Source organism: Luteibacter sp. SG786, from assembly GCF_011759605.1.
Lineage (GTDB): Bacteria > Pseudomonadota > Gammaproteobacteria > Xanthomonadales > Rhodanobacteraceae > Luteibacter.
Map to the genome: position 1 here is coordinate 1,221,979 of NZ_JAAOYX010000001.1, position 17,317 is coordinate 1,239,295.

Below are 17,317 nucleotides of genomic sequence, written 5' to 3' on the forward strand. Positions count from 1 at the left end.
CCTTGAGGGCCTTTGCCACGCGATCTAAGGTCGGGATAACGACTTCAATGACGAGGTTCGCCGTGGCAACGCAGGCCGCCCAGGTTCCGGACTCCAACCAGGTCCTCGCCGCGACGTTCGCGCGAAACTGCGCCGACTTGCTCTACGTGGAGCAGGTGATCCCCACCCGGGGCGACGTCACGCACATCTTCCGGTTGGGACGGAAGGTCATCGGTGGCGTCGTTTTCCGCCACGACAAGATCTGTGCCATCTGGAACCTTGCGGACACCGATCCCTCGCTTCCGCCCGAGGTCGAACTCGAATACGGCGCTCCGGACCTGCGCTGGTCGCACTTCGGCGGCGAGGGCACCGGCGCGTGCGCGTCGCATCCGATGCCTTGGACTCCCGGCCAATGGTATGGGCTGGCCGTCAGGCGATGCTACGTGCCGTGGGAGGATGTGACCCACGCAGCGATATTCATTTATTCCCATGCGCAATCCACGTGGATGCACTGCCTGACGGCCACCGTGCCCGGTGCGAACCTCAAGCTTTGCGGAACCACCTGCACCCATGTTCTGGAGCGGTTCCAGCGGGCGTCGGACGTCTGTTACCGACATTTCCGCATGCTCTCAGGGCAAGGCTGGGAAAAGCCGCTGGATCAATCGGAAGCGAAGCCCGAGCCGGCCGACGCGAATGCGATGGTTACCCATGTGACGGCGATGCCCAACCAGGGCGAACTCACGGTGCGCTGGACGGTCCTCGCTTCCGCGCCGCCGCAACTCGGCGCCCGCATCTGGATCGAAGACGAGGACAGCCGGGTCTGGGCGACGGAGCGGGTGAGGGTGCCCCACATCCACGAAGTTACGATGGATATCTCCGGTCTGCGCGGCAATTACCACGTACACGTCGTCGTCGAGGACATCTTCGACCATGATTCGAACGACGGCTATGCCGGCTTCGTCTGCTGACGCCGTGCGAAGGCGACGCGGCCGGGAATCCTGAGTCGCACCGCCACGCCTTTGTGCGGCATCGAGACGACCCGAAGATGGCCCCCGATGCGCGCAGCGCGCTCGCGCATGCCCACGAGGCCGAAGTGATTGCCACCTGCGACCGTCGCGGTATCGAATCCGTCACCGTCGTCTCGCACCCAGATCTGCAGGTAGCGGAACGCGTACTCGACGGTGACGCGAACCGAACTGGCGCGGCCGTGCTTCGCGGCATTGAGCACGGCCTCGCGCACGATGGCATGCACCTCATCCACGACAACGGGATTCAGCGGGCGTCGTCGGCCCGAAGGCGGCGAAAGATGCAGCGGCAGATCCATGTCTTCGCCGAGGGTCGCGAGCCGTTGTTCGAGCGAGCCTTCGTCCACGGCACGGTCGCGCAACCCCTTCACCCGGTCGCGCCCCTCGACCAGGAGCGCTTCCGCGCGTTCGATGGTTCGTTCCAGCGCCGCGCGGTGACGGTCCTCTTTCGCCAGGGCATCGGCAAAGGCCTGGAACCGCAGGATCAGCCCCTGCACGCCTTGCAGCAGGGTGTCGTGCAATTCGCGGGCAATGCGCTCCCGCTCGCGGTGGCGTTCGTCCAGACGCCAGCGCAGACGTCGCGTGAGCAGCCGAACCCGCCAACGGTGCGCCAGCCAGATAAGCGCGGCGAGAAAGACCGCGCAGAGCACCTTGAAGCCCGTGCGCTCGAAAAGGCGTGGGGCCACCGTTACCGCGAGCGAATCCGAATGGCTCCAGTGCGTGCCGTCGTAGGAGGCCTCGGCATGGAAGGTGTATTGGCCCGGCGGCAGGTCGGTGTAGATGGCTTCGCGCCGCGGGCCGGCGTCCTGGTAGGCAAGGTCGCTGCCTTCGAGGCGATAGCGGAAAACAAGCCCGCGAGGCTGGCTCGGCGCGAGCGCCGTGTAGGCCACGCGCAGGTCGCGGTTCTCACGCAGTTTCACAGGTGCGCCCGGCTGGAACACGGTGCCTCCTGCTGCCGCCCAGCGGATGACCACGGGCGGTGGCGACGGCGATGGCGGTTGCCGACGCGGGTCCAGCCACGCGAGGCCTTGCGATCCCGCGAACCACAGGCGGCCATCGCTGGCGGCGAGGACGGTCGGCAACGGGCGCACCAGTTGCACGGGGCCGGGTGCGCCGTCCTCCATCGTGAGCAGGCGCGTGGCTACCGGTGCGGACGGGTCGCGCAGCACGGCGGCCCAGGCCTCCTGGCTGAAGCGGACGACACCGGCGATGCCGTACGCCCAGACGCAACCGTCCTGGCTTTGCACGATGCCTGCAATGGAATCGAGGCGCCCGGCTGGCTGCGCCGCCACCTGCCGGAAGCGTTCGCCGTCGAAGATCGTCAAACCGCGCTCGGAGCCCACGACGATGCTTCCGCGGATCGTGGCGATGGAGACGATCGGCCCCTGGCGCAGGCCCTCGGCGGCACCGAAGCGGCGTAACGTCGTGCCGTCGAGCATCGCGATCGTGCCGTCGAGGTAGCCGAACCACGCCCTGCCGGCAGGATCGATATGAATCGTCGCGGGGGCGAGGGGAGGGAACGCCGCCACGGTGGAAGCCGGCATCCAGCGCTGGTCGACCTGCATGTAGAGGCCGCGAAGGCGCAGCGATATCCACAGGCGGCCCGCGCCGTCGCGCGCGATCGCCTGGACGATGGTGCCGCGCGCCTCGACGTCGGCCGGGAGCGCGACGCGGGCGGGAACGCCGTCGCGCATATGCCAGAGCTTGCCGCTGCCGCCGAGCCACACGTTGCCGTCCACGTCGCGGAAGGCCGAATTCACCGTGCCCACGAACCCCGGCAGCGGAACCGGGGCGGGCGTGAGTTGCCAGAGCCTGTCGGGGTTGGCGGCGCGTGCGGCCGTGCCGGTCCAGGTGCGCCCCTGGCCGTCCTCCACGAGGGCGAAGTACACCTCGAGCCTGGGGAAGCGCACACGCGACATCCAGCTGTCGCGGAATGTGTCGAGGCCGACCTTCGTGCTGACCCATATGTGGCCGTCGCGATCTTCCATCAGGCTCATGGTCGCAGGCGAGGTCATGCCCAGGTTTTCGCTGTATTCCTGCACCCCCGGGTCGCCCACCTCGCCGCTCGTGCCGGCGTTCACGTCCTTGCCCGCCATGCGGCAGAGGTTCGCCTGGCAGGCCACCGTCCACAGGTTGCCGTCCCGGTCGAAGACGGTGGTGCTGCTGTTGGCACGGCGCGGCGCAGCATGCGGGAAAGGGCGGCCCCACTCGTTCGGCAGGGGACGGACGCCCGTATCCGTACGCAGCCACACGCTGCCGTCGGGATGGTTGAACAGGTGTTCTGGGGAGACGTTCTTTATCCCGATGTCCTCGAAGCGCGCGGCTCCCTTGCGCAGGACGTAGATCGCTTTCGTCGTCGCCACCCACAGGTTCCCCCGTGCGTCTTCCAAGAATTCGCCCACTTCGTCCGGTATGCCCGACGCTGCGGAGACGTCGTTCCAGCGCGTGCCGTCGAACCGGTAGAGCCCGGTCTCCGTCGAGGCCCACAGGCGACCCTCGCCGTCGCTGGCGAACCCGTCGATGGCCATGTGGTCGGGCAGCCCCTCGGCAGCGCCGTACAGCATGACGTCGCCGTGCCTAACCCGCGCCGCACCGCCATCGGCCCGGCTTACCCAGAGATCGCCGCCCGGTGCGGCGTAGACGGCCCAGGTGGCTTCGGTGCCGTTGTCGCCCGGAGGCAGCAGGTCGATCTTTTCGAACATGAAGCCGTCGTAGCGGTAGAGGCCCATCCGCGTGCTCAGCCAGAGCCAGCCGTCTTCCGTCTGCGCCATGTGGGTCGCGCCGCCGGGCGCGCCGTCTTCCCCGCGCAAGGCGGTGTGATGCAATTGTGCAAGCGTGCGTTGCGGGTCGGTCGCGCGTACCGTCGCGCTCCAGCAGACCAGCGCAACGATGAAGAACGCGAAGCGACAGACGAAGGGCATGGCGCATGATCGCCTGTTCGTTCGCCGTTGGCGAGGAACCTGACGCGGCTGCTACGTCGCGGCGGTTCATGCCAGACTCTGTCCGGACAACGGATGTATCGGGGAGCAAGGACATGTATCTGGTGTGGGCTATCGTCGGAGCGGTGATCGGCGCCTTCGTGGGGGAGGGCATCGCGGGCGGCATCGCCGGCTTTGCCATCGGTTTCCTTTGGGGGCGTACATCGCAATTGCGGCGCGACCTCGACGACACGCGGCGCCTTCTCGATGCGCTACGCCCCGCGGCCGCCGCCGCGGCGCCGTCGCCGCAGCGCATCCCGGTGCCCGAAGCGGCCGCGCATGAAGCGCCGCCTCCGCCACCCCCGCCGCCTCGACCTGCGCCCATTCCACCCGTACCGGAACGAGCGCCGGTCAGCGCGCCGATCGCTCCGCCACCCCGTCCGATACCGGTCGGCCCGACGTTCGCGGAGCGCCTGGCGGCCAGCATCAAGCGCTGGTTCACCGAGGGCAACGTGCCGGTGAAGGTGGGCATGCTGGTGCTGTTCGCCGGCATCGCCGCGTTCCTCAAGTACGCGGCGGATACCGGGCTGCTGCGTGTGCCGATATCCGTGCGTCTGGCCCTCGTGGCCCTGGCTGCCATCATCGGCGTCGCCTTCGGCTGGTGGCAACGCGACAAGCGGCGCGCCTTCGCGCTGTCGTTGCAGGGTGGTGCCATCGGCATCCTCGTGATGACGGTGTTCGCCGCCTACCGCATGTACGGCCTGCTGCCGGCCGGGTGGACCTTCGCCCTGCTGATCGTCTTCGTCGGTGCGCTCGGCGTGCTTGCCGTACTGCAGGATGCGATGGCGCTTGCCGTTCTTGGCCTGGTGGCCGGATTCGCCGCGCCGATCATCGCCTCCACCGGCGAGGGCAACCATGTGGCGTTGTTCTCGTACTACGCCGTGCTCAACCTCGGTATTCTCGGCATCGCGTGGAAGCGCGCATGGCGCGTGCTCAACGTGCTCGGTTTCGTGGCGACGTTCGGTGTGGGCACTGCATGGGGTGTGCTCAGCTATCGGCCGGAACTGTTCGCCAGCACCGAGCCCTTCCTCGTCCTGCATTTCCTCCTGTACCTCGCCGTGCCCTGGTTGCACGTGCTGCGCTCGCCGAAACGGGGCGCCGCGATCCTCGACGGCTGCCTGATGTTCGGCAACCCCATCGCCTGCCTGTTGCTGCAAGGTGCGCTGCTCGACTGGCGGCCGCTTCCGCTCGCGTTCTCCGCGCTGGTGGCCGCCGTGATCTACGTGGCCGTGGCGTTCGCCATACGTCGGCGCGACGACATGTCGCTGCTGCGCGAAACATGGGCGGTGCTGGCCGTGGCATTCGCCACCATCGCCGTGCCGCTTGCCTTGAGCGCAAGCGTCACCGCCAGCGTATTCGCGCTGGAAGGCGCCGGCCTCATCTGGCTCGGATTCCGCCAGGGCCGTCGCCTGCCGCGTTGGGCCGGCGTGTTCCTGCAACTGGCCGCCGGCGTGGCTTGGGTGATCGCCGCCGTATTCGATGTGCATCGCTCGGATACGCCGTTGCTCAATGCATCTTTCATCGGTGCATTGCTGCTTGTGGCTGGTGCCAGCGCGGGCGTGTGGCAGTTCGACAAACATGGCACCTCGCGCGGCGTGTCCAGCGTGGCGCGTGTCGGCCTGCTGGCGTGGGCCGTGCTCTGGTGGCTGGTGGCGTTCGCGAACGAGATCGATGCCTTCGTATTCCAGCCGGCGCCGGAAGCGGCATGCTGGCTCGCCTTGTTGTCGGTGACCGCGGTGCCCCTCGCTCTGGCATGCCCGGCGGCGCGCAAGCTGGACCTCGGCGTGGTGCTGGCCTTCGGCGTGCCGACCTTTCTGTTCGGCGGATTGATCGTGATCCTGCAAGCCGCGAACGCGGGCGTCCAATGGATGACCGGCTGGCCGCTCGTGAGCGTGGCGGTCATGGCGGCCACCGGTTGGCTGGCCTTGCGCGGGGTGGCCGCGCACCGCGTCGCGGCGGTGGCGTCCAGCACGCTGTGGTGGGGACGCTGGCTGGCCGTGTTCACGGTTTCCATTGCCCTTGCACTGGACGCGTCGGCGCGGCTCGGCGACGGCTGGCACCAGTTGGCGCAGTCGTTGCCGACCCTCGTGCTGGCAGCGTTGGTGCTATGGGGTGTGCGCGTGCTGGTTTCGCCGCTGGCAATGCATGCGCGCGACATTCGTTACGCCGTCGGTGCACTGGCCGCATTGGCCATGCTGGTGGTGGGTGTCGTTGCACTCGGCGCGGCGGGAAGTGCCTCGCCCCTGACCTTCATTCCCGTGCTCAATCCCGTGGATCTTCTGCTGGTGGCGGTGCTGCTCTTCGTGGCACGCGCGCTGTCGGACGATGCCATGCCGCGTGGCCTTCGTTCGGCGCGCCCGGCGGCACTTGCTGCGATCTTCTTCGTCCTGGCGACCAGCACGACCTTGCGCGCCGTGCACCACCTCGGTGGCGTGCCGTGGAACGGCGCGATGGCGGGATCCAGCCTCGCCGAACTGTCGCTTACCGTGGTGTGGAGCGCGATCGGCGTGGTGGCGTGGGTACTGGGCTCGAAGCGTGGCCAGCGACTGCTCTGGTTGGCCGGCGCCGCCACCATGGCGCTGGTGCTGCTGAAGCTTCTGCTGGTGGACCGCGAGCATCTGGGCAATCTGTTCGGCATCGGTTCGTTCATGGCCTATGGCCTGCTTTGCACCGTTATCGGTTATCTCGCACCCGCGCCGCCCCGGGCGGCGACGGCGGAATCTACGGAGTCTTCGCATGCGTCGTGAATGGCGTGCCTGCCTGCTGATCGTCGGCCTTGGTGTCTTCACCGCGCGAGCGGACACGCCGCCGTCGTTCGCCGTGGCGTACTCGCTCGAGGCGAAGCCGGGCGCCAAGGCTTACGTCGTGGAGCTGCCACAGGACGCCTACGCCTGGGCAAGCACCGATGCGGGCCTGGGCGACGTCGTGGTGGTGGATGCCCATGACCGCCAGGTGGCTGCGGGTTTGTACGCTCCCGCAACGCCCACGGCGCATCCCGCGACACTCGATGCACCCCTGCTGGCCGTGCCGCCGAGTGCCGGTGGTGTGGCCGGGGCGCGCATCCAGCGAAGCACCAACGGCGACATTCTGATCGAACCGGGCGCCGCGGCCGTCGCCGGGGCACCGAGCGACTGGTTGTTCGATGCCCGCCAGCCGGTTGCTGCCGAACGGCTGGAGTTCGCGCCGTTCGACCGCGACGCGGACCTGCGCATCGATATCGACGCCAGCGCCAACCTCCAGGATTGGATGCCATTGGTTCGCGGCGCCACCGTCGTCACGCTAGGCAGGGGCGACGGCGCGGTGGATGCGCGGGTGGTGAAACTGCAAGGTGCACCGGCACGCTATTACCGCGTGCACGTGGCCCGGGGCGAAGCGCCTTGGGTGGCTGGAACGACGGCGAAGGTGACCCTCTCCGGCACGGTGGAAGATGCTGCCGCCATAGACCAATCGCCGCGCCGTTGGCTCGAACTGTCCGCAGCGAACACGACGCAGAGCGGGCAGGGGGTCGATTACGACTACCGGTTGCCGGCGGCACTGCCGGTGACGGCGCTGCGCGCGAAGCTGGGCAACGGCGATGCCGTGGCACGCTTCGATGCCATCGCCATCGAGGGCGCGATGACCGGGCGGCAGTTGGGCACCCTCGTGGTCACCTCGCAGGGTGGCGGCGACGGCCGTCCGCTGGAGGTGGCGCGTGGCCGGCGCGAGGTTCTGCGCCTGCATTCCGCCACGCCCCTGCGCGAGCCGCCCCACCTGCTGGTGGAATGGCAGGCGGACCGCATCGTCTTCCTTCCGGAAGGCGACGCGCCTTACCGCCTGTTGGTGGGCAGCCACCTGGGCCGGCGCGCGGCATGGCCGATCGCGGACGCCATCGTGGCGCTGCGCAAGGATGGCGGCCCGGCATGGCGTCCCGAACCGGCGGCCACCGCCAGCGTGCGCATCCTCGACGGCAGCAAGGCGCTGGATGCGGCCGCGGCGCCGTTCGACTGGACCCGCCCCCTGCTATGGGTGGTGTTGCTGCTGGGCGCGGCCGCGGTGGCGGCCATGGCCGTGAGTCTGCTGCGGAAACCGAAGGCCTGAGGGCCGTTGAGGCACCCTGCACGCCGGAAGGGCGATAATGGCCGCTTGTCGACTGATCCTGGCGCCATGTCCTTCCAGCCCCCTGGCCTCTTTGCCGAACCCGAAGCCCTGAAACCCCTGGCCGAGCGCATGCGTCCGCGCGCGCTCGACGAGATCGTGGGCCAGCAGCGCGTGGTGGGCGAAGGCAAGCCGTTACGCCGCGCGCTCGAAGCCGGGCGGGTGCATTCGATGATCCTGTGGGGGCCGCCGGGTTGCGGCAAGACCACGCTTGCCCTGCTTGTCGCGCGCTATGCCGATGCCGACTTCCGGGCCATTTCCGCGGTGATGAGCGGCCTGCCGGACGTGCGCAAGGCGCTGGCGGAAGCGGAAGGCAACTTCGCGCAAGGGCGGCGGACGGTGCTGTTCGTGGACGAGGTGCACCGCTTCAACAAGGCGCAGCAGGACGCGTTCCTGCCCTATATCGAACGTGGCGTCATCATCTTCGTCGGCGCCACCACCGAAAACCCGTCGTTCGAACTCAACTCCGCGCTGTTGTCGCGCTGTCGCGTGCACGTGCTCGACGCGGTGGGTGCCGACGACATCGTGGCCGCGCTGCATCGGGCGCTTGCCGACAGCGAGCGTGGCCTGGGCGAACTCGGCCTTTCCGTGGACGAGGCGTCGCTGAAGCTGATCGCGAGCGCCGCCGACGGCGACGTGCGCCGCGCGCTCACGTTGCTGGAAATCGCCGCCGAGCTGGCGGAAGACGGACGCATCGACGACGCCACCCTCGAACAGGTATTGGCGGACCGCACGCGCCGGTTCGACAAGAGCGGTGAACAGTTCTACGACCAGATATCCGCGCTGCACAAGTCGGTGCGTTCGTCCGACCCCGATGCCGCCGTGTACTGGCTCACGCGCATGTTGGACGGCGGTTGCGATCCGCTCTACCTCGCCCGCCGCATGACCCGCATGGCTGTGGAAGACGTAGGCCTTGCCGAGCCTCGCGCATGGCGCATGGCTCTCGACGCCTGGGATACCTACGAGCGCCTCGGCAGTCCGGAAGGCGAACTCGGCCTTGCGCAGCTGGCGATCTGGTTGGCTATCTCGCCGAAGAGCAACGCCGCCTACATGGCCTATAACAAGGCGCGCGCCACCGTGAAGCAGATGGGAAGCCTGGACGTTCCCATGCACCTGCGCAATGCGCCCACCAAGCTCATGAAGGGGCTGGGTTACGGCAGCGGATACCAATACGACCACGACGTGGAAGGCGGCGTGGCACTCGGCCAGCAGTGCCTGCCCGACGAGTTGGTGGGAACGACCTTCTACGAGCCCGTCGATCGCGGCCTGGAGCTGAAGCTTCGCGAAAAGCTCGATGCGCTACGTGCCGCCCGCGCCGCAGCCCGCGACAGGAAAGAGTGACGACGCGCGGCGAGTGAAGGACACGAGCACGCGAAGGCCACGCGTCTGCGTTGCCGGGGCGACACCTGCCGCATTACGCGCGGCAGGTGCGAAGAATCAGGATTTAGCCGATACGGCGCGCACGCGTCGCGACATACCGTGGCCCTTCCATCCACCGGGAGCAGCACCGAGATGTCGACGATCCTGATCGCGTGGCACCACCATTCCATCACCCGGAGCGCTGGCCGTACGCACGGAAAGGGCAGATGCGGCGGTGCCGGCGCGATCGCCGGCGGCATGGGGAATCTCTGACGGCAGGACGCCTTGAGGCGGCCGCCGGGAGAGCCCGGCGGCCGGGGAGCCGGCGCGGTCTGCCGGCTTGGGAGCAGACAAGGGTAGGGGGTCCAGGATGCATGCCCAAGACCGCGCCACCGCCCTTCGTGGCGGTGGCTTCCGCTGTGTACCCGCGGCGTCGTCCATGGGGGGTGCCGCATGACGCGAGTGACCGTCCTTCTGGCCGACGAACAGGCCTTGTTGAGGGAAGGCGTAGCCTCGTTGCTGGCAGGCTCGGCACGCTACGAAGTGATCGGCAGCATGGCCGACGGGCGCGACTGCGTGCGCAGTGCGTTGCGCTGCCAGCCGGGGCTTATCGTGTTCGACTGCGCCTTGCGCGGTCTGAGCGGACTCGAGGCCATTCGCCGCATCGCACCGCGGTGTCCGCATACGCGGTTGCTATGCCTCTCCGCTTACGAAGACGCGCGCTGGGTGAAGGCGGCATTCGATGCCGGCGCACACGCCTACGTGCTGAAGCGTGACGGCTTCGGCGTGCTGAACGAGGCTATCGAGAGCGTGATGCGTTCGCGCTACTTCATAAGCCCCGATATCGCCCATCTCCTGGTAGGCGGATTGCGCCGCAACGACGGGCCGGCCTTCGCGCAAGGCGAAGCCTTGAGCGCGCGCGAGCGGGAGGTGACGCAGCTGTTCGCCGAAGGCTTCAGCGCACGCGATATCGCAGAACGCCTGCACGTGAGCGTGAAGACGGTGGGCACGCACCGGGAGCACATCATGGCGAAGCTGGGCATCAGCGGCATCGCCCAGCTCACGCGATATGCCCTGCGCGAAGGGCTGACGACGCTGGAACCCTGACGCATTCGTCATCCCACGCGCCCGGCATCCCCAAACGCCCGTCATCCCATACATCCGTCATCCCTGCGAAAGCAGGGATCCAGTGCCTCGTTCCACATCGACGCGATGAGTCACTGGATTCCCGCCTTCGCGGGAATGACGGAGGCCATCGCTCGTCATCCCTGCGAAAGCAGGGATCCAGCGCCTCGTTCCACATCGACGCGATGAGTCACTGGATTCCCGCCTTCGAGGGAATGACGGAGGCCATCGCTCGTCATCCCTGCGAAAGCAGGGATCCAGCGCCTCGTTCCACATCGACGCGGTGAGTCACTGGATTCCCGCCTTCGCGGGAATGACGAGGCACTTCAGCAAGCCAATGCAACCTAATCAGGATTTCACCGATCCTCGACCGGAGAGCCCAAGCGGAAAGTACATCGGCCGGCGCCACCGCGCCGAACCAGGAGTGCACCGCAATGGCCGACTTCAACAGCTTCTTTCCCACACTGCTCAAACACGAAGGTGGTTTCGTCAACGACCCCGTCGATCCCGGTGGTGCGACCAACAAGGGGGTGACGCTCGCCACGTTCAAGCAGTGCGCGCAAAGCCTGCTGGGCATCGCGCCCACCCTCGACAACCTGCGTAACCTCACCGACGCGCAGGCCGGCACCATCTACAAGGCGCTCTACTGGGACAAGGTGTGCGGCGACAAGCTTCAGCCGCAGGAACTTGCGAACATCGTGTTCGACTTCCAGGTGAACGCGGGTGCCAATGCCTCGCGCCTGCTGCAACGTGTGCTCAACAACCTGGGCGCGAAGCCACAGCTTGCCGTCGACGGCGCCATCGGCCCCGGCACGCTGGCCGCCATCGCCGCTGCCGATCCGCAGAAGTTGTACAGCGCCTATAAGCAGGGCCGGAAGGACTACTACAACAACCTCGTGGCGCAGCGGCCGCCGCTGGGCAAGTTCCTGAAGGGCTGGCTCGCGCGGGTGGACTCCTTTCCGGACACCGTGTCCGCACCGAAGGGAGGCGCGTGACCCATGGCCGCGCAGACCTCACTCAACACCCTGATCGAAGCCATCGCCGGCGCGGTGGTGGACGCGCAGGACCGCATCGAGCAGCACCAGATGTCTCGCCTCAGCGACTTCTTCGACGAGGACAACCGGCCGAAGAGCGTGGTGATCCGCATGCCTTCGCTGCACCCCAAGGCGGGGGAGGCCGACGAAGACCTCTACCGCGCACCGTTGCTGCCGCTGGTATCGACCAACGTGCTGCGCATCAAGGACGTGGAGATCACCTTCGACGCAGACATCGGTCCGCTGGTGGAAGGCGAGGTGCCTGCCGAGCAGCACATCGATCCCAACTGGAAGGGCAAGCCACCCGCCGCGCGTCCGCACCTGAGCGTGGACCCCAGCGCGGGCGGGAAGGACCGCCGCACGGGCAACGTGCACGTGGTGCTGCGCGTGGAAGGCAGCGAGCCCACCGATGGCGCCACCCGTCTCATGAACCACCTGGCGCAGACGCAAGGGGTCTTCAAGACGTTCACACCGGGCGACTGAGGGGTCGACCGCATTGAACCGCGGCGTGCATGTCGCGCGTCGCGTCAAACATCGGAAGGAGTCACATCATGGCTGACGAACTCGTCAATCTATCCAGCCAGTTCAAGGGTCTGCCCATGGGCGACCTGATCGGCTCGCCGCTCACCGCCGCGTGCGAAGCGCAGGTGAAGCTGGCCCAGGCCACCGCGGATTTCATCAAGGTCATCGGTTTCATGCCGCCGGCCGCGAACGATCCCAATGGCGTGGGTGCCACCCGTACCGCGCAGTTCCGCTTCAAGCGCCCCGTCGATGATCCCACCAATGCCGGTGGCATCGCGGAAGAAGACGTGGAACTGGAGGTGCCGCTGCTCGCTATCGTGAAAGTGCCCAATCTCAGCGTCACGAAGGTGGATATCACCTTCGACATGGAAGTGAAGTCGTCCTTCAGCCAGGTGGAAAGCGAAGACAAGAAGGGCGAATTCGGTGCCGAGATGTCCATCGGCTGGGGCATCTTCAAGGCCACCGCGCACGTGTCCGGTTCGGTCGCGACCCACAAGGAAAACACGCGCACGTCCGACAACTCGGCCAAGTACCACGTGGAAGTTCACGCCGAGGACAACGGCATGCCGGAAGGCCTTGCCCGCGTCATGGACATTCTGCAGACCGCTTGCGCGCCCCGCCGGGTCAGCCCTCCGACCCCGGTGCCGGCCATCGACACCACGCCCCCAGTCAACAACAACACGCCGCCGCCCAACGGTAACGGTTAATTCGCGCTTCGCTCCACGCACCTGTCGCGGCGTCCATCCGGCCGTCGCGATTCTTTCCGGGAGAAGAGGATGTTCGACCTGACGGATGTGAAGTTCGTGAAACGCGTGGTTGTTGGCAGCGACAACCCGAACCAGATGAGCAGCGAGGCTCAGATCGAGGATGCACGCAAGTTGCTCAACCGCTGCCTTACCGACACGCCGAAGGGTTGCATCATCGGCATCGAGAAGTGCTTCAACGTGCTGCAGCTGGGCGAGCACCAGGTGGTGATGCAGTGGCTCTGCTACCACGTGGGGTTTCCGCGCAAGCCCGTGTGGCTGGCGGAAGGTTAGGCGGCCATGGCGACCTGCACCTTCGACCAGTTGTTGTACGCGCTGCGGGTATCCGTCGAGGCGGCCAACGAGGCGCTACGACGGCGCCGCCTCATGCACTACGCGATGGGCGACGCTGGCGACCGGGCCTTGCACGTGGATGTGCCGCGCGATTCCGCCTTCGATGCACCGCTGGAATCGGTGGTGATTCCGCTGAACTGGTTCCGCGACCCGCACGTGCCGCTGGTCACCGAGCTGTCCGTGGAATTCGATTGCCGCCTGCGCTACGAGCGCGGCAGCACCAGCACCGGCGGCCTCGTGATCGACCTGTCGCCGCCGCGCCGCACGTGGTTCCGGAGGAGGGCGCTGCATCGCATGCGCGTGGCCTTCCGCGCCAGCGACGCGTGGCAACCGGACGTATCGATCGACGGGCGCGTCGTGGCGTTGCCCTTGGCAGGGAACGGCTGATGGAACGCCTGTCGCGCCTGCGCGTATCGCCCGAGTGGGAGCGCGCGCTCATCGCCTGTCTGGACGAACCGCCGAAACGGCCGAGCCGCCTCCGTCCGTGGATTCTCGGTTTCGTGCTGTTTCTGCTCGTTTTCGCCGGCCTTGCCGGCATCGCGGTATGGCTGCGCCTTCCGGCGTAGCCGTGCCATCCACAACGTAAGGGAGACCACCATGTATACGCGTAACGTAAAGGCCCTGGGCGCCGCCGCCTTGATCTGCCTCCTGCTGCCTGCCGCGGCCTTCGCCAAGGACCCGGAGGGCGTCTGGTCAGGCACGCTCAAGCGCGAGAACCTCAACACCGTGGACGCGGAAGTCCGTTTCAGCGACTCGAGCGTGCACTTCGGGTCGCCGTACCGCTGCAGTGTGCCCATCGTCCGCGGCGCTGATGCGTCGAGCCTGACGTACACCTTCGGTACCTCGACCGGCGGCGGCATGTTCTGCCAGGGCCTGGAGGATGTGACCTTCGTGCTCACGCCGGACGCGGACGGCAAGGTTATCGCCATTGCGTTTGCCACCAACGGCACGATCGGCAAGGGCAAGTGGGCCGGCAAGCTGCGTCCCGCGTCGAAGCCGAGCCCCTGAGGCAACCGCCATGGACACCGTGCTGCTCTTCACCCGCTTCTGGCTCCTGCTGGCGGCGATCGGCGGCGCCATCCTTCCGGTGGCGCTCGGCAACGAGCCTTCGCGCAAGCGCGCCGTGGTGCAAGTGGTATGCGGCGCCATGCTGGCGATCTTCCTCGCGCCCGCGCTGGAAGAACGCTTCCTTCCGGATTCGCCGGCGGAAATACACGCCGGCGTTTCCTTCCTCATCGGCTGCTTCGGCCTTCGGGTAACGATGATCGTGCAGCGGCTCATCGATACCCAGGGCGAATCCCTGGCCAACCGTGTGATCGACCGTTTTACCGGAGGAAATCGCCCATGAACGACGGCGCGTTTTATCTATACAGCAACCTGGCATGCAACGTGGTGGTGACCATCAGCGCCGTGTGGTTGCTGACCGACCGCCGCTTTCACCGGCTGCTGCGCGCCTGCCATGCACTGCTGGCCGCCGGCGCGCTGGTGAACGTGGCGGGCATGCTCGGCGCCATCTTCGGATTCCAGAACATCGACTACGGCCATGTATGGCCCGGTGAGCTGGTGGCGAATTTCGGAACGGGCGGGCTGCTGGTGTTCCGGATCTGGCAAACCTCGCGCAGCCGCCGCGGGGCGACCCCGTCGGAAGGGCACGAAGAAGCGTCCGCGTCCTGAGCACCCCCTGCCAAAAGGCCGATACCGATGGCAGCGGCCCGGACGTACGCTCGGGCCACCATCCTGGGAGGAGAGGAGCCATGCGTATCGCCATTGCGACACTCATCGGTGGTCTGGTGATGTTCTTCTGGGGCGCGTTCGCGCACATGGTGCTGCCGCTGGGCGAGCTGTCCATGCGCGCACCCACGAACGAGGACAGCGTGCTGGCCGCCCTGCGCGAAGGGCTGCCGCCCGAGCACGGAATCTATGTGCTGCCGCACTTCGACCCGTCCATGCACGGCAACGACCAGGCGATGAAAACCTATTCGGAGAAGGCGAAAACCAATCCATACGCCTTCATCGTCTACACCCCGAACGGCAAGGACCCGCTGGCGATGGGCGGCAACCTGTTCCACCAATGGCTCTCCGACACCCTGGCCGCCTTGCTCGTCGCCCTGGTGCTGGTTCGCACCGCGGGCCTCGGGCTGGTGCGCGGCCTGTGCATCGGCCTGGCCTTCGGCGTGTTCTCGTGGCTGGCCTTGAGCGTGCCTTTCTGGAACTGGTACCGCTTCCCCGGCGCCTTCACGGCGGGATATCTGGTGGAGCAGGCGTTCGGCTGGCTGCTGGCCGGTGCGGCCATGGGGTGGTGGCTGGGGCGAAAGGCGGAGCCCTCCCTGAAACCCATGCCCTGACGGCAACCTGCCGTCGTCCCTGCGAAGGCAGGGACCTAGTGACTGTCACCTCACCGTCGTCCCCGCGAAGGCGGGGACCCAGCGCCTTTCGCCTCACCGCTGCTGCCCACCCCCACCGCCCACCAGCGACTTCCGCCCCATTTTGCGATAATCCCGCATTCGACACCCACGGAAGCCTAGAACATGCTGGATCCCGCCCTCCTGCGCGGCCGCCTCGCCGAAACGGCAGAACGCCTCCGCGCCGCCCGGAACTTCGACCTCGACGTGGCCACGATCGAGCGCCTCGAATCCGAGCGCAAGGCGCTTTCCACCGAGACGCAGGAGTTGCAGAACCTGCGCAATACCCGTTCCAAGGCCATCGGCCAGGCCAAGGCCAAGGGCGAAGACGTGGCGCCGCTGATGGCCGAGGTGGCCGGCATCGGCGACAAGCTCAAGGCCAACGAACACGCCCTGGCCGAAGTACAGGCCAAGCTCGCCGACATCGCCCTCGGCATCCCGAATCTCCCCGACGAGTCCGTGCCCTTCGGCAAGGACGAGAGCGACAACGTGGAACTGCTCCGCTGGGGCCACCCGCGTCCGTTCGACTTCGAGGTGAAGGACCATGTGGACCTCGGCGCCCGTCACGGCTGGCTCGACGCCGAAGCGGGTTCCAAGCTTTCCGGCGCTCGCTTCACGGTGCTGCGCGGCCAGCTTGCGCACCTGCACCGGGCGCTGGCGCAGTTCATGCTCGACCTGCACACCACGCAGCACGGTTACCTGGAACACAACGTGCCGCTGATCGTGAACGCGGATGCGATGCAAGGCACCAGCCAGCTGCCCAAGTTCGAGGAAGACCTCTTCGGCACGCAGGTGGGTGATACCAAGCGTTACCTCATCCCCACCGCGGAAGTGGCGCTGACCAACCTCGTGCGCGAGAGCATCGTCGAAGCCGACGAACTGCCCATGCGCATGACTGCCCATTCCATGTGCTTCCGCGCCGAGGCCGGCAGCTACGGCCGCGACACGCGCGGCATGATCCGCCAGCACCAGTTCGAAAAGGTGGAAATGGTGCAGATCGCCACCGCCGACACCAGCATGGCGCAGCTGGAGGAAATGGTGGGCCACGCCGAAGCCGTGCTCCAGGCCCTGAAGCTGCCCTACCGCAAGGTGCTGCTGTGCTCGGGCGACATGGGCTTCGCCGCCGCCAAGACCTACGACCTCGAGGTATGGCTGCCCAGCCAGAACACCTACCGCGAGATCAGCAGCTGCTCCAACTGCACAGATTTCCAGGCGCGGCGGATGCAGGCGCGCTGGCGCAACCCGGCCACTGGGAAGCCTGAGCTGGTGCACACGCTCAACGGTTCTGGGCTTGCCGTGGGTCGCACCCTGGTCGCAGTGATGGAGAATTTCCAGCAGGCGGATGGGAGCATCGAGGTGCCGGAGGTGTTGCGGCCGTATATGGCGGGGATTGAGGCTATCGCCTGAGGTACAATTGGGCGCGCTGGGGCAGGGGCCCTGGCGCGTTCGAAGCGGGAAGCCGGGTGGGTGCAACGCCCAGACGGTGTGGTAAATACGGAGAGATGGCCGAGTGGTTTAAGGCAGCAGTCTTGAAAACTGCCGTAGGTGTAAGCCTACCGTGGGTTCGAATCCCACTCTCTCCGCCAGACCAAGCTAAATGATGACTGTTAGCGCGATGGCTGTGGCGAGAACTATGTATTTCATGTAACTCCCTGGCTAGAA

General features: G+C 67.0%; 17 protein-coding genes and 1 tRNA gene. 17 read left to right on the forward strand and 1 reads right to left on the reverse strand.

The window, feature by feature from the left end; all coding sequences use genetic code 11:
• Nucleotides 1-47: 47 nt before the first annotated feature.
• Nucleotides 48-947, forward strand: coding sequence for a DUF3472 domain-containing protein (locus FHS47_RS05555; protein WP_167024065.1), 900 nt, complete (start codon nt 48-50; stop codon nt 945-947).
• Here FHS47_RS05555 and FHS47_RS05560 read toward each other — a convergent pair.
• On the reverse strand, nt 926-3,925 hold the full coding sequence (locus FHS47_RS05560; protein ID WP_167024068.1) for a sensor histidine kinase: 3,000 nt from the start codon (nt 3,923-3,925) through the stop codon (nt 926-928). The two genes, FHS47_RS05555 and FHS47_RS05560, sit on opposite strands and share 22 nt — an antisense overlap.
• Nucleotides 3,926-4,038: 113 nt before the next feature.
• Between FHS47_RS05560 and FHS47_RS05565 the strand changes: the two genes are divergently transcribed.
• From FHS47_RS05565 to FHS47_RS05640, 16 genes are all read left to right on the forward strand, one after another.
• Complete coding sequence (locus tag FHS47_RS05565; RefSeq protein WP_167024071.1) at nt 4,039-6,729, forward strand: DUF2339 domain-containing protein; 2,691 nt, start codon at nt 4,039-4,041, stop codon at nt 6,727-6,729.
• Nucleotides 6,719-8,059 carry a DUF3999 family protein gene (locus FHS47_RS05570; RefSeq protein ID WP_167024074.1) on the forward strand — a complete coding sequence of 447 codons (1,341 nt, stop codon included), beginning with the start codon at nt 6,719-6,721 and terminating at the stop codon, nt 8,057-8,059. The genes FHS47_RS05565 and FHS47_RS05570 overlap by 11 nt, the downstream gene beginning before the upstream one ends.
• 66 nt (nt 8,060-8,125) lie before the next feature.
• Nucleotides 8,126-9,457 carry a replication-associated recombination protein A gene (locus tag FHS47_RS05575; RefSeq protein WP_167024077.1) on the forward strand — a complete coding sequence of 444 codons (1,332 nt, stop codon included), beginning with the start codon at nt 8,126-8,128 and terminating at the stop codon, nt 9,455-9,457.
• Nucleotides 9,458-9,928: 471 nt separating this feature from the next.
• Nucleotides 9,929-10,582 (forward strand): response regulator transcription factor, encoded by a 654-nt coding sequence (locus FHS47_RS05580; protein ID WP_167024080.1) that lies wholly within the window; start codon nt 9,929-9,931, stop codon nt 10,580-10,582.
• A gap of 452 nt (nt 10,583-11,034) precedes the next feature.
• Entirely contained in the window at nt 11,035-11,595 is a 561-nt protein-coding gene (locus FHS47_RS05585; RefSeq protein WP_167024083.1) for a glycosyl hydrolase 108 family protein, read from the forward strand.
• Between the two features lie 3 nt (nt 11,596-11,598).
• Nucleotides 11,599-12,117 carry a DUF2589 domain-containing protein gene (locus FHS47_RS05590; protein ID WP_167024084.1) on the forward strand — a complete coding sequence of 173 codons (519 nt, stop codon included), beginning with the start codon at nt 11,599-11,601 and terminating at the stop codon, nt 12,115-12,117.
• Nucleotides 12,118-12,185: 68 nt separating this feature from the next.
• Nucleotides 12,186-12,863, forward strand: coding sequence for a DUF2589 domain-containing protein (locus FHS47_RS05595; RefSeq protein WP_167024087.1), 678 nt, complete (start codon nt 12,186-12,188; stop codon nt 12,861-12,863).
• A gap of 69 nt (nt 12,864-12,932) precedes the next feature.
• Nucleotides 12,933-13,193, forward strand: a complete 261-nt coding sequence (locus FHS47_RS05600; RefSeq protein ID WP_167024090.1) for a hypothetical protein — start codon at nt 12,933-12,935, stop codon at nt 13,191-13,193.
• 6 nt (nt 13,194-13,199) lie between these two features.
• Nucleotides 13,200-13,640: a hypothetical protein gene (locus tag FHS47_RS05605; RefSeq protein WP_167024092.1), complete on the forward strand. Its 441-nt coding sequence runs from the start codon at nt 13,200-13,202 to the stop codon at nt 13,638-13,640.
• A complete protein-coding gene (locus FHS47_RS05610) occupies nt 13,640-13,819 on the forward strand; it encodes a hypothetical protein (protein WP_167024095.1) in 180 nt (59 codons plus the stop codon). The genes FHS47_RS05605 and FHS47_RS05610 overlap by 1 nt, the downstream gene beginning before the upstream one ends.
• 31 nt (nt 13,820-13,850) lie before the next feature.
• Nucleotides 13,851-14,261 (forward strand): hypothetical protein, encoded by a 411-nt coding sequence (locus FHS47_RS05615; RefSeq protein ID WP_167024098.1) that lies wholly within the window; start codon nt 13,851-13,853, stop codon nt 14,259-14,261.
• A gap of 10 nt (nt 14,262-14,271) precedes the next feature.
• Nucleotides 14,272-14,601 (forward strand): hypothetical protein, encoded by a 330-nt coding sequence (locus tag FHS47_RS05620; protein ID WP_167024101.1) that lies wholly within the window; start codon nt 14,272-14,274, stop codon nt 14,599-14,601.
• Nucleotides 14,598-14,927 carry a hypothetical protein gene (locus tag FHS47_RS05625; RefSeq protein WP_167024104.1) on the forward strand — a complete coding sequence of 110 codons (330 nt, stop codon included), beginning with the start codon at nt 14,598-14,600 and terminating at the stop codon, nt 14,925-14,927. Before FHS47_RS05620 ends, FHS47_RS05625 begins: the two co-directional genes overlap by 4 nt.
• Nucleotides 14,928-15,007: 80 nt before the next feature.
• Nucleotides 15,008-15,598 carry a hypothetical protein gene (locus FHS47_RS05630; RefSeq protein ID WP_167024107.1) on the forward strand — a complete coding sequence of 197 codons (591 nt, stop codon included), beginning with the start codon at nt 15,008-15,010 and terminating at the stop codon, nt 15,596-15,598.
• A gap of 183 nt (nt 15,599-15,781) precedes the next feature.
• A complete protein-coding gene (serS, locus tag FHS47_RS05635; RefSeq protein WP_167024110.1) occupies nt 15,782-17,062 on the forward strand; it encodes a serine--tRNA ligase in 1,281 nt (426 codons plus the stop codon).
• Nucleotides 17,063-17,151: 89 nt separating this feature from the next.
• A tRNA-Ser gene (locus FHS47_RS05640) sits at nt 17,152-17,241 on the forward strand.
• Nucleotides 17,242-17,317 lie beyond the last annotated feature (76 nt).

Excerpts from the sequence above, each read along its gene's own strand:
- FHS47_RS05605 (WP_167024092.1), top strand. The coding sequence starts at position 13,200 with ATGGCGACCTGCACCTTCGACCAGTTGTTGTACGCGCTGCGGGTATCC.
- FHS47_RS05615 (WP_167024098.1), top strand. The coding sequence starts at position 13,851 with ATGTATACGCGTAACGTAAAGGCCCTGGGCGCCGCCGCCTTGATCTGC.
- FHS47_RS05620 (WP_167024101.1), top strand. The coding sequence starts at position 14,272 with ATGGACACCGTGCTGCTCTTCACCCGCTTCTGGCTCCTGCTGGCGGCG.
- FHS47_RS05560 (WP_167024068.1), bottom strand. The coding sequence starts at position 3,925 with ATGCCCTTCGTCTGTCGCTTCGCGTTCTTCATCGTTGCGCTGGTCTGC.
- FHS47_RS05595 (WP_167024087.1), top strand. The coding sequence starts at position 12,186 with ATGGCTGACGAACTCGTCAATCTATCCAGCCAGTTCAAGGGTCTGCCC.
- FHS47_RS05575 (WP_167024077.1), top strand. The coding sequence starts at position 8,126 with ATGTCCTTCCAGCCCCCTGGCCTCTTTGCCGAACCCGAAGCCCTGAAA.
- FHS47_RS05585 (WP_167024083.1), top strand. The coding sequence starts at position 11,035 with ATGGCCGACTTCAACAGCTTCTTTCCCACACTGCTCAAACACGAAGGT.
- FHS47_RS05555 (WP_167024065.1), top strand. The coding sequence starts at position 48 with ATGACGAGGTTCGCCGTGGCAACGCAGGCCGCCCAGGTTCCGGACTCC.
- FHS47_RS05630 (WP_167024107.1), top strand. The coding sequence starts at position 15,008 with ATGCGTATCGCCATTGCGACACTCATCGGTGGTCTGGTGATGTTCTTC.
- FHS47_RS05625 (WP_167024104.1), top strand. The coding sequence starts at position 14,598 with ATGAACGACGGCGCGTTTTATCTATACAGCAACCTGGCATGCAACGTG.
- FHS47_RS05610 (WP_167024095.1), top strand. The coding sequence starts at position 13,640 with ATGGAACGCCTGTCGCGCCTGCGCGTATCGCCCGAGTGGGAGCGCGCG.
- FHS47_RS05565 (WP_167024071.1), top strand. The coding sequence starts at position 4,039 with ATGTATCTGGTGTGGGCTATCGTCGGAGCGGTGATCGGCGCCTTCGTG.
- FHS47_RS05580 (WP_167024080.1), top strand. The coding sequence starts at position 9,929 with ATGACGCGAGTGACCGTCCTTCTGGCCGACGAACAGGCCTTGTTGAGG.
- serS (WP_167024110.1), top strand. The coding sequence starts at position 15,782 with ATGCTGGATCCCGCCCTCCTGCGCGGCCGCCTCGCCGAAACGGCAGAA.
- FHS47_RS05600 (WP_167024090.1), top strand. The coding sequence starts at position 12,933 with ATGTTCGACCTGACGGATGTGAAGTTCGTGAAACGCGTGGTTGTTGGC.
- FHS47_RS05570 (WP_167024074.1), top strand. The coding sequence starts at position 6,719 with ATGCGTCGTGAATGGCGTGCCTGCCTGCTGATCGTCGGCCTTGGTGTC.
- FHS47_RS05590 (WP_167024084.1), top strand. The coding sequence starts at position 11,599 with ATGGCCGCGCAGACCTCACTCAACACCCTGATCGAAGCCATCGCCGGC.